This is a genomic window from Limnothrix sp. HT2024, from assembly GCF_059138625.1.
Genome location: NZ_CM181121.1, coordinates 4,098,393 through 4,112,788 on the forward strand (window position 1 = coordinate 4,098,393; position 14,396 = coordinate 4,112,788).

Here is a 14,396-nt window from a genome sequence, read left to right on the forward strand (position 1 = left end):
AATGCCCGGGAAAATGACCAATTTAGGGTCGATTTAGGTCGGTAATTTTGTAGGCAATCATTCTGTAGGCAATAGATGTGAATACTGGTGTTGTCGATCCACAGGCAATCCGGGCTTTGCTGGCGGAGCAAGCCCAAGCAGTAAATGATGGCGAGGGTTACCAAGACAGTCGGAACTCATTGCGGTTGTTGGCATCGGTTGGCTGGCTCGGGCTGGGCATTCCCGAGCGCCAAGGCGGGACGGGGGGCACGCGTTTGGATGCCATTGAGGCGATCGCCCAAACGGCAGAGGACTGCTTAACCAGCGCCTTTGTGTTTTGGTGCCAGCGAGCCTTTGCGGAATATTTGGTGGCCAGTGATAACGACAAGTTGCGCCAAACCCTTTTGCCCCAGGTGGTACGGGCCGATCGCTTCGGTGCGACGGGTTTATCGAACGCCATGAAGCACTTGGCCGGCATTGAGGCCTTGCGGGTACAAGCCCGTTGGCAGGGGCAACGGTTACGCCTGGATGGCCATTTGCCCTGGGCTTCTAATTTGGTGCCGGGTGAGTTTTTGGTGGCGGTAGCGGCGGAAACCCCTGAGGGGGAAGCGATCGTGGCGGTGATTCCGGCGAATACCCCGGGCCTGTCGCGTAGTGCGGATTTGGATTTGTTGGGGCTGCGTGGTTCCAACACGGCGGCCTTAACCCTAGAAGGGGTGGAGGTTGATCGCACTTGGGTTTTGAGCGATCGGGCAAGGCAGTTTCTGCCGACTATTCGACCGGCATTCTTGCTGTTGCAGTGCGGTTTGAGTTTGGGCAAGGCTCGATCGGCTCGGCGGGCGATTCGCAACACGCTCCAAACCCGATCGCAGGTCTTGCGGGGAGCCTTGCAGCAGCTTGATCACCGCTATGACGAGTTGGCCACGCAACTGCGGCAATTGGCGGCGCTCTCCGAGTTTTCCTTCGCTGAAACCCGACATCTATTTGAAGTCCGCATTGCCTTAACCCGCCTGGCCGTGGATGCCATCACGTTGGAGTTGGAAGCTCAGGGGGGCGGGGCCTATCTCAACGACCATGCAACGGCCCGGCGCTGGCGGGAAGTGGCGTTCTTGCCGGTGCTCACCCCCAGCTTGGTGCAACTGGAAACGGAGCTGACCCGCGTCACTCCCACCACCGCGATCGACCCGGCGATCGAACCAGCCATCAGCCCCACGATCCACAACCCCTCCCGCACAGCCCTGACCGCTGCCCCCGTTCTGGCTACGGGGGCCATTCCACCGTCGATCGCCAAAGCCGCCGCGAGTCGATCACCCTCCCGATCGGAGGTCAGGCGATGAGTGAGTTGCTGCCGGTGACCGTGGGCCGATCGCCGGATCTGTGGGAGTCCGGTGAATTACCCGATCGCGTCAATGCCTCAATTTTTCAATCGCCCCCATCGACCGCGCCTCAACCCACCGCGCCTCAACCCGGTGTCGCCAACGCTGCCGCTGATCGGGAGACGGATCGCCCATTGCTGACCGTGCGGGGGTTAACCCATCACTACCCAGTAGGACGCGATCGAGTCCTGGCCTTCGCGCAAATTAACCTCGACCTTCGCCCTCGGGAGTTGGTTTGCCTGCTGGGCCCCAGCGGTTGCGGCAAGTCTTCGCTGCTGTTGGCCATTGCCGGTTTGCAACGGGCCACGGCAGGGGAAGTGCGGCTGAAGGGTCAACCCATCCAAGAGCCACAACCATCGGTGGGCATGGTGTTTCAGGGGTCGGCCTTGCTGCCCTGGTTAACGGTAACCCAAAACATTACCTGGGGCTTGAAGTTACGGCGAATGCCGGCCATTGCCAAAGCAGTTGCCCGATCGCGGGCGGCCGAAGCCTTAGCCAGCGTTGGCTTAGGGGGCGTTGAACGGGCCTACCCTCACCAACTCTCGGGAGGGATGGCGCAGCGGGTGGCTCTGGCGCGGGCCTTGGTGCGGCAACCGGAACTGCTGCTGTTGGATGAGCCGTTCAGCGCCTTGGATGCGATTACGCGCCGATCGATGCAAGCGTTGCTGCTTCAGGCGATCGCCCGCTACCCAGCAGCCGTGTTAATGGTCACCCACGACATTGATGAGGCCTTGGCCCTGGGCGATCGGGTGGTGTTGATGGATCGCAATCCCGGGCGGATTCGTCGCCAGTGGATTTTGCGATCGCCCCCCACAGACCCCAACGATCGCTCCCTGCGAGATCCCGCCGCCCAAGGGGCCCTGCGTCGCGAAATTTTAGAGGAGTTGTTAACCGTGATTGACCCTGTTGTTCCGCCCTCGATCCCGGGAGGTGTGCAGCCATGACGCGCGATCGCCAAGCCCGCGCTCGATCGAGCCGCGCCACCCCCCATTGGATTGCGCCCCCCTTTGCCAGCGGCCCCACAGCCGGCCTGGGTTGCGACTGCTGCGGCCTCAGCCGACGAGATTTCCTGCAACTCACAGGACTATTCTCAGCCTCCCTGGGGGCAACCCTGGCCGTCGGGGGTTGCCAGCCAACCCAAGGCCCCGCTCAATCTAGCCCCGCTGCTTCAGCCCCTGCGACACCAACGGCCCAACCCCCGGTCAAAATTGGCTACCTGCCCATCACCGATGCGGCTCCCCTGTTGGTGGCCCATGCCCGCGAGCTATACCAAGCGGAGGGACTAACGGCCGAAAAACCAACCCTCTTTCGCTCTTGGCCGCAGGTGGTCGAAGCGTTTTTGGCCAGACAGGTCAATGTCATCCATATCCTGATGCCCGCCACCTTGTGGTTGCGCTATGGCCGCAAGTTTCCGGCCAAGATTGTGGCTTGGAATCACACCAATGGTTCAGCCCTGACCGTCTTGCCGGAAATTGATCGCCTGGAAGACCTGGGCGGTCGCAAGGTGGCTGTGCCCTTTTGGTATTCAATCCACAACGTGGTGCTACAGCAACTGCTGAAGAAAGCGGGACTGAAGGTGGTGCGGCGGCCCAAAGAGGCCCAGGTAGCCGCCAATGAGGTGAATTTAATTGTGCTGCCGCCACCGGATATGGTTTCGGCCCTCGCCAACAAAGCGATCGCGGGCTACATCGTGGCGGAACCTTTCAACGCGGCGGCGGAAAACCTCAAAACAGGCAAAATTCTGCGCTTTACCGGGGATGTGTGGAAGGATCACGCCTGCTGTGTGGTGCTGATGCATGAAGACGACCTCACCCAGCATCCCGATTGGGCGCAGCGGGTGGTGCAGGCGATCGTCAAGGCCCAGCATTGGAGCGGCGAAAACCGCGCAGACGTGGCTGAAATTTTATCGAAGGAGGGTGGCAAATATACGCCTCATCCCAAAGCGGCCCTGATGCGGGCCCTAACGGCCTATGACCCAGCCGTTTATCAAGCCCAAGGGGCGATCACCCATCCCGATTGGCAAATCGATCGAATTGATTTTCAACCCTATCCTTTTCCGTCCTACACCGCTGAGCTGGTGCGCCTGCTCAAGGAAACCCAAGTGGAAGGAGAAACCCAGTTTCTACAGGATCTTGACCCCGAATGGGTGGCCCAAGATTTGGTGGATGACTCCTTGGTGAAGGCGGCCCTGGCAGCGGTGGGCGGCCCCGCTGCCTTCCGGCTGCCGGAAAACCTGACCCGCAAGGAAACGATTGCGCTCTGAAGCTTTGGGGATCACCCCATCCAGCTCGCTTCAGTGTCAATTTCGCCGGGTCAGTTCCCGATCGACCGATCACAGTCATGCCGAGTCATGCCGATCTCGATTCACGCCGATTTAGGGGAAGGGTGGCCAACGATTCCACCCATTGACCCCACTCATTCAGCATCGTCAAGACAAGCATTAGGCATTGGAGGGATTGAGCGGCCATGGCGGTTGGAATGTGGCAAAAAGCAGGGCGATCGGGCGTTGCTCGACAACTTCGCGGCGTGTTGGGGATCGTGAGTAGCCCCTTGCTTGGCCTGCTGCTGGGGCTGCTGTTGTGGTGGGTGCTCACGTCCCCGCTGTTGCATCCCGGTGCGATCGTGGGGGACTTTTCACCAGAAAAATCGCTCACCACCATCCTGAAACTGCTGGGTGACGGCACTTTGGAACCCCACATTGGCGCAAGTTTGCGGCGTGTCGTAATTGGCTTAGCCACCGCCGCCCTGATTGGGATTCCCGTTGGCATTGCCCTGGGGCTGTGGCGGCCCCTGGAGCAGGGCACGTCTATTCTGTTCCAGTTTGTGCGGATGGTGTCGCCCCTGTCTTGGATGCCGCTGGCGGTGATGGCCTTTGGGATTGGGGATGCGCCCGTGTACTTTCTGCTCACCGTGGCGGCGGTTTGGCCCGTGTTGCTGAATGCGGCGGCGGGAGTGCATAGCGTCGATCGGCGCTGGTTGTTGCTAGCCCGCAGCCTTTGTGCAACCCGTTGGGAGGTGATTGGCCGGGTCATTTTGCCCGCGATCGGGCCACATCTCCTGGTGGGGCTACGCCTCGCGGTCGGCGTGATTTGGATCGTGTTAGTGCCCGCCGAAATGTTAGGGGTTAGCTCAGGCTTGGGCTACTTCATTTTGGATACACGCGATCGCTTGGCCTACAGCGAGTTGATGGCGGCCATTTTGACCATTGGCGCGATCGGCTATGGGCTGGATGCCGGGTTGCGATCGCTCAATCGCCTCACCCATTATTCCTAGTCCCTGTTGATAGAATTCAGTCAAGCCATAGTCAGTGAAACCACAAAGAAACTGCGATGTTTAGGCTGATTCTTTTTTGGACATTCTGAATAGCTAATTTCAGAAAGATTTTGAATGATTGCAACAAACCTCAATCCTCAATTCTAAATATCATGAGTATTCAAGAAATCATTTCAGGACAAGCAATTTCAGAAATCACACCCGAGACACTCGACCAATGGTTGAAGACTCAAAAAATCACCTTGATCGATGTGCGAGAATTTCAGGAATTTGAGACAGAGCATATTGCTGGCGCTGTTTTGCAACCCTTGAGTCAACTGAACGGGTTAGATTGGAGCGCTGAATTGGGAACGGTGGTGTTATATTGCCGCAGCGGCAGACGATCGGCTGAAGGAGGTCAACGACTCTTGCGCGATCGCAATCTACCGTTGGTGCATCTGAGAGGAGGAATTTTAGCTTGGAAAGCAGCGGGTTATCCAACCGTCGTGAAGAATGAAAGCGATTCAATTTAGTTCTGCAAAGTCATTTAATTTTGGAGAGGCAAGTCACCAAAATCCTGAATGGGATGGTGAAGAATCTGAATTTGGCACTTCACTCAAAATTGGGGTGTTAGCCAACCGAGGATTAAAGATTGCTGAGTTCATGTGGCAACCAACGGCTGATTATTTATCGGCCGTTGTTTCTGGTCGCGAATTTACAATGGTTCCCCTCAGCTTTGATGATATTCATCAAGCCATTGCCAGCCAAGCCGTACAGTTTGCCATTGTTAATCCGGGGCTGTATGTGGAATTTGAAACGCAATTTGGCCTGAACCGAATTGCCACTTTGAAAACGCTGCAATTGGGAAAACCGGCAACGGAATTTGGCGGCGCAATTTTTAGTCGGCGCGATCACCTGCCCATGACTCAGTTGTCGGATTTGAAGGGGCGATCGGTGGCGGCGGTGGCGGAAACCTCCCTGGGGGGCTGGCGGATGGCGTGGCGGGAATTGGTCGAAGCGGCGATCGATCCCTATCGAGATTTTGCGGCGCTGGAGTTTTTGGGGAGCCACGATCGGGTGGTGGCCGCCGTGCAATCGGGCCAAGCAGAAGTGGGAATCGTCAGCACCCATGTTTTGGAACAGCTCGCGGCCACGGGGGCACTGGACTTAAGCACCATTCAAATTCTGCCGCCTCCGGCGATTGTGCCGTCGGAGTTGCCCTTTGCCCTCAGCACTCGGCTTTATCCGGAGTGGCCCTTTGCCGTTTTGCCCAGGGTTCCTCGGGCGATCGCGGAGGCGGTGACCATTGCGCTGTTGCAGATGCCCGCTGACGCGCCCGCGGCCCAAGCGGCTGGGGCTGCCGGTTGGACAATTCCCCTGAATTATCAGTCAGTGCATGAATGTTTCCAGGTGCTGCAAGTGCCACCCTATCGAGACTTTGGGCGCACCACGGCGAGCTTTGCCCTGGCGGTGAAGGGATCCCATGATGGTCTGTGGGATTGGATGGTGGAAACGGGCCGAACGCTGTTTTCCGATCGCTGGGCAGCTTTGTTGGGCTATCAACCCGCAGACATTCCGCCCCATGTGGATCAATGGTTCGCTCGATTGCATCCCGACGATCATGATCGATTCACTCAGGCCTTAAGCCAATTTTTTGCTAGCGATCGAACCCAATGGGAGTTGGAATATCGCCTGCGACATCGTGATGGTTCCTATCGCTGGGTGTTGTGCCGAGGAACCTTGCAACGGAACTATCAAGGGCGACCCTACCGCATGGCCGGTTCCCACACCGATATTACCAATCGTAAACAGGTGGAAGACCAGCTCCGAACGTCCAAAGTCCATTTACAAGAAAAGGCACAAACCCTGCAAGCCACCTTGCAAGAGTTGCAATCAACCCAACTCCAACTCATTCAGGCAGAAAAAATGTCGAGCCTCGGTCAGTTAGTGGCGGGAATTGCCCATGAATTGAATAATCCTGTCAGTTTTATCTATGGCAATATGCGCTATCTCGAAGAGTATGCTTCGGAGCTGGTGAAGATTATTCAACTTCTAAAAAAACACCAAGAATCGCCTCATTTGCAAGAAGAAATCCTTGATCAACTCGATCTAGATTTTATTCAGACTGACTTACCCAAGCTGATTACCTCGATGAAGACCGGCACCGATCGCATTCGATCGCTAGCCCTGTCTCTGCGTAATTTTTCAAGGGTTGACGAAGCGGAGATGAAGGCAGTGGATTTACATGAAGGCTTGGAAAGTACGCTGTTGATTTTGCAGCATCGACTCTTACCCTCTTTAAAGGGCTTAGAGATTCAAATCGATCGCCAATATGGTGATTTGCCGCTGGTGGAGTGCTATCCCGGGCAAGTGAACCAGGTTTTTATGAACTTACTCAGCAACGCAATTGATGCCCTTGAAAGTCAGTTTCAGCCGTTGGCCTATGGGGTTTCCGATCGCGAGGATTCTGTGAAACTCGTTCCCAAAATCACCATTCAAACGGTTGTGGAAGATCATGAGGTGGTGGTTAAAATTACCGATAACGGCACGGGCATTAATCCAGAGGTGCGATCGCGCATTTTTGACCCCTTTTTCACCACAAAGCCGATCGGTCAGGGCACTGGTTTAGGCCTCTCGATCGCCTATCAAATTGTGGTGGAGCAACACCATGGTCGGCTCAGTTGCCAGTCTGCACCGGGTCAAGGAACGGGTTTTGAAATTCGGCTGCCCCGACGCGCGGGCTTGACAATCACTTCTCAATTGCCCGCGCCGGAACTGGCGGAAGCGCTTTAGGATCTGTTGTCATTTCCTGGAATCCCGTGAAAACGGTTGATCTTCCATACCCTAATCAACCCAGACAAGGGGCTTAAGCCCCTTGCCCCCCACGATCTGCTAACGGCAGATCCAGGGTTTTGGGTGAAATGACGACAGGCCCTAATCGCAGCCGAAATAACCACCGATCGCCCGCAAATTTCGGGCAGATTTCGGGTTAAATCGATCCTTTGGAATTACAAATCCAAAAGACCCGGGGGAGGCACAATTTCCAAGCGCTTGGTTGTCAGATCAACGATCGGGACAATTTCATCCACAAAGGGAATCAAAATCACCTGCTCCGAGTCCGTGAGTTGCACTTGCAACAGATCCTGAGCAGCGGTTGCCAGGCCCACCACTTGCCCGATCGAAACCTGTTGCACCTGATCAAACACCTCCATTCCCATCAAGTCCATCAGGTGATATTCCCCCGCTTCCAAGGGAGGGCGGCTGTGGGCCGAAACTAGCAACTTGGCTCCCCGGAGGTTTTCGGCACTGGTGCGATCGACCACTTCCGCAAACCGCACCACATACAGATTTTGCTTATTCAGATATCGGCCGCTCAACAGGCGCACCGGTTGGGGTTCGTCCCGCCCCAGCTTGGCCCCCGGCGGCAACAACCAGCGCTGGCCCGGCTCCATAAATCGTTCTGGAAAATCGGAGTCGGGATAGATCCGCAGTTCCCCCCGCAGACCTTGGGGGGCAACAATTTTGCCCACTTCAAGCCAATCATCAGGGGTGCTCATGGATGCAAAGGGGAGGTAGGGGTAAAGGAAGGGGATGAACTATTGCCGGTGGCTTGGCCGGTGGTTTGATCGGTGATCTGATCGGTGGCCTGATCGGTGGCCTGATCGGTTGGCTGGCTGCCTAAGGGGCTGTCTGAATGGTTGTTGGGACGACTATGGGCATGGCCGTTAGTTTGGCCATTGCTGTCGATCGGTTGGGCGGGCGGGGTCACGGGTTCCAAACCAGCCATCTGCAAAATTTCGGGAATTAAGTCCTCGCGGCGCACCGCCATCATATGGACTCCCTGACAAATTTGGCGGGCCATGGCCACCTGTTCAGCGGCGATCGCCATGCCCTCGCGCAAGGGGTCTTGGGCCCGAGCCAGGCGATCGATCAAATGCTGCGGAATTTCTACGCCGGGCACATTGCGGTTGATAAATTCCGCATTTTTCGCTGATTTCAGCAGAAAGATCCCCGCCAAAATTGGCTTTCCGCAACCGGCAGCCACCTGGGTCATGAACTGATCCAAGCGATCGAAGTCGGAGATCAATTGGCTTTGGAAAAATTGGGCCCCGGCAGCTAATTTGCGCTGAAAACGCCGCTGCACTCCCGACCAGCTCTTGCATTGGGGATCCACCGCCGCTCCGACGAACAGATCCGTTCCGCTATTTTCCAAGGGGCGATCGGCCGCATCTTGCCCTTGGTTCAGTCGCTTCACCGCTTCCAACAGGCGCACCGCTTCCCAGTCAAAGACGCTGCGGGCTTCGGGAAAATCACCGGCCTTCACCGGGTCACCCGTGAGGGCCAGCACGTTCTGAATCCCCAGGGCATGGGCCCCCATCAAGTCCGCTTGGAGGGCAATTCGGTTGCGATCGCGACAGGCCACTTGCCACACGGGTTCAATGCCCCGTTGCAACAGCAAGCTCGCGGCCGCCAACGAAGACATCCGCAACACAGCCCGGCTGCCGTCGGTGATGTTCACCGCATGAACCCAAGGTTGCAACTGCTCGGCCATGGCCACCATGTGGCTGGCATCGCTGCCCTTCGGTGGCATCACCTCGGCGGTCACCAGAAAAGTGCCAGCGCTGGCAGCAGTACGAAAACGCGATAACACGGGCATTGACTAACGGCGCAAGAGACAGGGATTGCGCAGGCATAGATCGACATTCTACCCGGAAGTTTTCCCCCACAAATCTTCCCTTTGGCGAGGGATTTGGCGAGCTAGTCTAATTTTTGGGCCCGATCGCCCGCTGTTTCCCTGCCTTGGGCGATCGGCCTTGTGTTGGGGCCGGCCCCTTGGCACAATGAAGCCCGTGGATTGCCCACAGATTCCGGCCATTGCCCCCGCTGCGGAAGCCAGCCTCCTCCTTGGGTATCGAACTCCGAAGCTACGTTTATCTCGATCGCCTGCAACCCCAACATGCGGCCTACATTGGCACAGTGGCGATCGGCTTCTTGCCGCTCCCGGGGGACAGTTCCCTTTGGATTGAAGTATCGCCCGGGATTGAAATCAACCGCATCACCGATGTGGCCCTCAAGGCTACCTCCGTGCGGCCCGGCGTGCAGTTTGTGGAGCGGTTATATGGCCTGTTAGAAATTCACTCCAGCCGCCAAGGGGAAACCCTGACAGCGGGCCGGGCCATTTTGCAGGCCCTAGGGGTGCGGGAAAGCGATCGCCTGAAGCCCCGTGTCATCTCCAGCCAAATTATCCGCAATATTGATCCTCACCAGGCGCAATTAATTAACCGCACCAGCCGAGGCAACATGCTGCTGGCGGGTCAAACCCTCTATGTTTTTGAGGTGGAACCGGCGGCCTATGCGGCCCTGGCCGCCAACGAGGCGGAAAAGGCCGCGTTGATCAATATTCTGCACATCACGGCGGTGGGCAGCTTTGGGCGGATGTACCTCGGTGGCGAAGAGCGAGATATTTTGGCGGCGGTGGCAGCGGTCGAGGATGCGATCGCCCATGTTTCTGGACGCGATCGGGATGATGGCAACGATGGCCGCACCCCGATGCTCCTGACCCGAAAGGAGTAGCAATCGATCGTGGCAGACGCAGCGGATCTCATGTATTTGGCCCGATCGCCCCGACAGTGGGCCGATTGGCGAGCGCAACAGGGCGATCGACCCGCCGACTTGCGCGGTGCAGATCTGAGCGGTTGGAGTTTGCCCCAGTGGGACTTGGCCGGGGCCCAACTTCAGCAAGCCATTCTCGATCGCGCCGACTTACAAGGGGCCAACGGTTCCCATCTGCAAGGCCTCGGTTTACGGGCGATCGGGATGCGGGGCTTAGGGATTCGGTTGCGCCACAGCCAAGCCATTGCGGCCAACTTCTGCCAAGCCGACCTTCGCCAAGCCGACTTGCGCGATGTGAGTTGGGCCGGAGTGAACCTGACCGAAGCCGATCTGCGGGGAGCCAACCTCAGTCGCGGACAACTGGCGCGATCGACCTGGGCCTTCACCCGTGCCCAAGGGGCGATTTTACAAGGGGCCCTGCTCGATCAATCCCTAGTCTTGGGGGCAGAATTTGGGCAACTGCAAGCCCATGGCCTCCAGGCCCGAGAATTACGGGGCGATCGCTCCCACTGGGCCGCCGCCCAACTGGCCGAAGCCGACCTATCCGGAGCCAGCCTCGTTGGTGCAGACTTTGCCTGGGCTAATCTCAGCGATGCCAACCTGCAAGGGGCCGACCTGCGCGGGGCCAACTTGCACGGGGCGAACCTCTGTCGCGCCGACCTACGCGGAGCCTCACTAACCGATGCCGATTGGAGCCTCAGCATCACCCTAGACACCCTGTGGCCAACAACCTAGCCTGATATTTCCTCCACAAAATCTCCAATTTTTGGGATCTCCAGTTTTTTGGATCCACTAGACCTCTTGCACGAATTAACCCCCTCTGATCAAGATGGGCTGATTAACGATCATCTCGTAGGTTGGGTTGAGGTACGAAACCCAACAACAGCAAGGCTTGCAGTGATTGAGTTGGGTTTCGCAAAGCTCAACCCAACCTACGGAATAACCCAGTGTTTGAGTGTTTTTTCAGTCAATCAGGGATCTGGGAGCGGGATTTGGGATGAGGTGCTTGATTGAGGCAAGAGATCTATTGACTCGACCTAGGAATCGTGACTGATGCAAGAGGTCTAATGAAAACTCTGAATAGAGCATCAGTTAGGAATCATTTTTTGATGTATAGCAACACTTTTAGCAATACTTTCCTTTTTACCTTGGCATTCACAGAGCGGGTTCTTATAAATGAATGAATGGTTGAAGGAATGTTAAACCGTTCATTATTTTTATGCCCACATTCTCTCTCAGTGACTCTGTTCTCGCCCCCGCTTCTCTCCCCGCTGCTAATGAATCCTCCCGTTGCAGTTGTCGGGCCTGTCGATCGGCCCGTGGTGGCGGCAGCACCAACGGCAGCACCGCTCCCATCCGCCCCCTAGCGGCCGGCAGCGGTTCGCCCGTAGTAGACACCATCATTGCCAGCACTGACTCAGGCGCTCCCGACAAGTGGCCCGTGGGCCCCGGTGGCACCATCACCTACAGCTTCATTTCCCCTGCCACCGTTAACACCTATAACGCGAGTCAGGATGAAACCAACATTCAAGAGGTCGAAGAGTCCGTTAAGAACAACGTGCGGGCCATCTTTCGCCACTACAGCGAAATTGTGCCGCTGAATTTTGTGGAAGTCGCGGACTCCGCAGACAGCAAGGTACGGATCGTCTACTCCCAGGGGCCCGGGCCGGAAGGCAATGCTTACGCCTACTATCCCAGCAATCCCGATCGGGGCGGCGTGGTTCACCTTCAGCCCGCAAACAACAGCGACCCGAGCACGGCCTTTACCGCCGGCCCCGGTAGCTATGGCTATTCAACCCTAATCCATGAAATTGGTCACGCTTTGGGCCTGAAGCACCCCGGTAACTACAACGCCACCGCCAACCAGGATCCTGGCCAACCCGCAGAAAACGCGGGTGAAGAACCGTTTCTCGATTCGGCTCGCGATAACATCGTGAACACGATCATGAGCTACAACGGCGACGCACAGCAGGACAAGGGATTTGCGGATCCTTCAACCCTGATGGCGTTGGATATTGCCGCTTTGCAGTTCATGTATGGCACCAATCGCGGTTCACGGGCAGAAAACACCACCTATCGCCTGGATTCCAGTAATCTACGCACGGTGCAAGCGATTTGGGATGGTGGGGGCAATGACACGGTGGACGCATCGGCTCTCCCGGCGGGTGATTATCTATTTGATCTGATCGATAATGGCCGCTTGACGGAGCGGGCTGCCTTGGGCGCACGCATCTACAAGGGCAAAAACGAACCGGACGGCCCCGACTACCAAGACATGGGCTACGGCTGGGTAGTTGGGATTGGGGCCAATCTGGAAAACGTGGTTGGCACCGCTGGGACTGATGAAATTTTGGGCAATGCCTTGCCGAATGTCTTGCAAGGGGGCGCGGGCAATGACCAAATTTCCGGGCGGATTGGCCCCGATACCCTTGATGGCGGGGCGGGCAATGACCTGCTGCGGGGTGGTTTTGGGTTTGATGTGTTGATTGGCGGCCCTGGTGACGACATCCTTTCGGGCGATCGGGGACGGGATCAACTGACCGGTGGCGATGGAGCCGATATCTTCGTGTTGCGGACGAGCACCCCTGCACCCACGCCGGAAGTGACGGATATTCTGACGGACTTCACCCCAGGGGTCGATCGCATCGGTCTGACGGATGGATTCTCACCCTCGGCGGTGGCCTATGCGCCCTTTACGCTCAACGGTCAGGCTGGAACCATGATGAGTATTGCGGGCAGCAGCAATGCTTTCTTAGCCTTTGTGCCCGGCGTGGGGGCTGATGCGATCGGGGCGGCCCTGATTGCCTCGCCGGTTCCCTAAGCGCGATCGATCGGGATCATTGGCTCACAGATACCTGAGTCGATCGCGGGTCGATCGGGCGCGGGAGCTGCCCGCTTTGAAATTTTGCCCGGAATTTAACCCCTAATGTCTAACCAGATTCGATCGGCTGAAAGGGTTATTTTGCGGGCATAGGGCAGCCGAAATAGCAAGACCAAGATTTCCAATTAAGGATTGCAAACAACTGGCATCCGTCTTTGGGCGATCGTCGTCTGCTATGTTAAATGCGACAATTCAGCGACGCGTCCCAAGCCTGAGCGGTGCGGGACGTTTTTTTTCAGGTCATTTTTCACCAGGATTGATTGTTCAGGGTGATTGGAATTCGGCCTTCGGGAAAAACCAAAATAATGCCGACCCAAACTATCTTGGGTCGGCCAGGGATGATTCAGATGATTCAGCAGATCAACCTTTTGCCAAACCTGTAACCAAACAGGCAAAGGAAAAAGCGTTTAACCCATTGGGGGCTGAATCATCGGAAAGATTCAAGAACCCAAAGGTTCGGAGGTAACAACTAGGCCGCTTTGGCGAAGTTTTCAGCCACAAAGTCCCAGTTGATCAGCTTGGTGACGAAATCGCTGATGTAGTCAGGACGGCGATTTTGGTAATCCAAATAGTAGGCATGTTCCCAAACATCCATGGTCAGGAGGGGAGTTTGGCCGGCGGTCATGGGGTTTTCGGCATTGCCGGTTTTGGTCACCTTGAGCGTGCCGTTATCGAGCACCAACCAAGCCCAGCCGCTACCGAATTGGGTCGCCCCAGTGGCTTTGAATTGGGTCACGAATTCATCAAAGCTGCCAAAGTCAGCCACAATTTTGTCCAGCAGCGCGCCGGTCGGTTGGCCGCCGCCGTTGGGCTTAATGCAGTTCCAGTAGAAGCTGTGGTTCCAGGCTTGGGCAGCGTTGTTGAAGATGCCGGCTTTGGATGCATCACCAGCAATGGCTTTGATTACGTCTTCGATCGGCTGTGCGTCCAGCTCAGTCCCTTCAACGGCCTTGTTGTAGTTGGTAACGTAGGCGGCGTGGTGCTTGTCGTGGTGGAACTCCAGGGTGTTCTTGCTGATGTAGGGTTCCAGCGCCGTGTAATCGTAGGGCAGGGCAGGAAGTTGGTAAGCCATGATTGCAGTGCTTTCTCTTGGTGCTTCTCTCGGTTCTTGGCGATTGCACGGTTGTTGGCGGCAGACTGGGGCGATCGCACGCCACCGGCCAGCCGATTAAAACAACTTCTGGCGAGCAAAACAGCCGCCCTCTAGGGTATCGCAAAATCTGTGCATCCCGTGCAGGGACAAGTTTGCTGGTTGGTCTTGGCCGATGGGTTGAAACCGTTCACCGGGCTGGGTC

12 protein-coding genes and 1 pseudogene are annotated in these 14,396 nt (G+C 56.8%); 10 read left to right on the forward strand and 3 right to left on the reverse strand.

Annotated elements, in window-relative coordinates:
- The first annotated feature begins 77 nt into the window (after positions 1-77).
- The 6 genes from AC2IAX_RS16845 (at position 78) to AC2IAX_RS16870 (ending at position 7,400) form a co-directional block, all read left to right on the forward strand.
- Positions 78-1,316, forward strand: coding sequence for an acyl-CoA dehydrogenase family protein (locus tag AC2IAX_RS16845; RefSeq protein ID WP_494388478.1), 1,239 nt, complete (start codon positions 78-80; stop codon positions 1,314-1,316).
- Positions 1,313-2,299 carry an ABC transporter ATP-binding protein gene (locus tag AC2IAX_RS16850; RefSeq protein ID WP_494388479.1) on the forward strand — a complete coding sequence of 329 codons (987 nt, stop codon included), beginning with the start codon at positions 1,313-1,315 and terminating at the stop codon, positions 2,297-2,299. The genes AC2IAX_RS16845 and AC2IAX_RS16850 overlap by 4 nt, the downstream gene beginning before the upstream one ends.
- Positions 2,296-3,618, forward strand: coding sequence for an ABC transporter substrate-binding protein (locus AC2IAX_RS16855; protein ID WP_494388480.1), 1,323 nt, complete (start codon positions 2,296-2,298; stop codon positions 3,616-3,618). The genes AC2IAX_RS16850 and AC2IAX_RS16855 overlap by 4 nt, the downstream gene beginning before the upstream one ends.
- A gap of 203 nt (positions 3,619-3,821) precedes the next feature.
- Positions 3,822-4,628: an ABC transporter permease gene (locus AC2IAX_RS16860; RefSeq protein ID WP_494388481.1), complete on the forward strand. Its 807-nt coding sequence runs from the start codon at positions 3,822-3,824 to the stop codon at positions 4,626-4,628.
- Between the two features lie 110 nt (positions 4,629-4,738).
- A complete protein-coding gene (locus AC2IAX_RS16865; protein WP_494388482.1) occupies positions 4,739-5,140 on the forward strand; it encodes a rhodanese-like domain-containing protein in 402 nt (133 codons plus the stop codon).
- A gap of 130 nt (positions 5,141-5,270) precedes the next feature.
- Positions 5,271-7,400 carry a PhnD/SsuA/transferrin family substrate-binding protein gene (locus AC2IAX_RS16870; RefSeq protein WP_494388483.1) on the forward strand — a complete coding sequence of 710 codons (2,130 nt, stop codon included), beginning with the start codon at positions 5,271-5,273 and terminating at the stop codon, positions 7,398-7,400.
- Positions 7,401-7,615: 215 nt separating this feature from the next.
- Here AC2IAX_RS16870 and rimM read toward each other — a convergent pair whose 3' ends face one another.
- Entirely contained in the window at positions 7,616-8,164 is a 549-nt protein-coding gene (rimM, locus tag AC2IAX_RS16875; protein ID WP_494388484.1) for a ribosome maturation factor RimM, read from the reverse strand.
- Between the two features lie 209 nt (positions 8,165-8,373).
- Positions 8,374-9,264 (reverse strand): annotated as a pseudogene (locus AC2IAX_RS16880) (methylenetetrahydrofolate reductase); the annotation flags it as partial.
- A gap of 248 nt (positions 9,265-9,512) precedes the next feature.
- On the opposite strand from AC2IAX_RS16880, the gene ccmP reads away from it, so the two are divergent.
- From ccmP to AC2IAX_RS16900, 4 genes are all read left to right on the forward strand, one after another.
- Positions 9,513-10,181 carry a beta-carboxysome protein CcmP gene (gene ccmP / locus AC2IAX_RS16885; protein WP_494388485.1) on the forward strand — a complete coding sequence of 223 codons (669 nt, stop codon included), beginning with the start codon at positions 9,513-9,515 and terminating at the stop codon, positions 10,179-10,181.
- Positions 10,182-10,190: 9 nt separating this feature from the next.
- Complete coding sequence (locus AC2IAX_RS16890) at positions 10,191-10,955, forward strand: pentapeptide repeat-containing protein (protein WP_494388486.1); 765 nt, start codon at positions 10,191-10,193, stop codon at positions 10,953-10,955.
- Between the two features lie 484 nt (positions 10,956-11,439).
- Positions 11,440-13,041 carry a M10 family metallopeptidase C-terminal domain-containing protein gene (locus AC2IAX_RS16895; RefSeq protein WP_494388487.1) on the forward strand — a complete coding sequence of 534 codons (1,602 nt, stop codon included), beginning with the start codon at positions 11,440-11,442 and terminating at the stop codon, positions 13,039-13,041.
- Positions 13,042-13,276: 235 nt separating this feature from the next.
- Complete coding sequence (locus tag AC2IAX_RS16900; RefSeq protein WP_494388488.1) at positions 13,277-13,567, forward strand: hypothetical protein; 291 nt, start codon at positions 13,277-13,279, stop codon at positions 13,565-13,567.
- Positions 13,568-13,570: 3 nt separating this feature from the next.
- On the opposite strand, the gene AC2IAX_RS16905 is transcribed toward AC2IAX_RS16900, so the two are convergent.
- Complete coding sequence (locus AC2IAX_RS16905; protein ID WP_494388489.1) at positions 13,571-14,173, reverse strand: superoxide dismutase; 603 nt, start codon at positions 14,171-14,173, stop codon at positions 13,571-13,573.
- Positions 14,174-14,396: the final 223 nt, after the last annotated feature.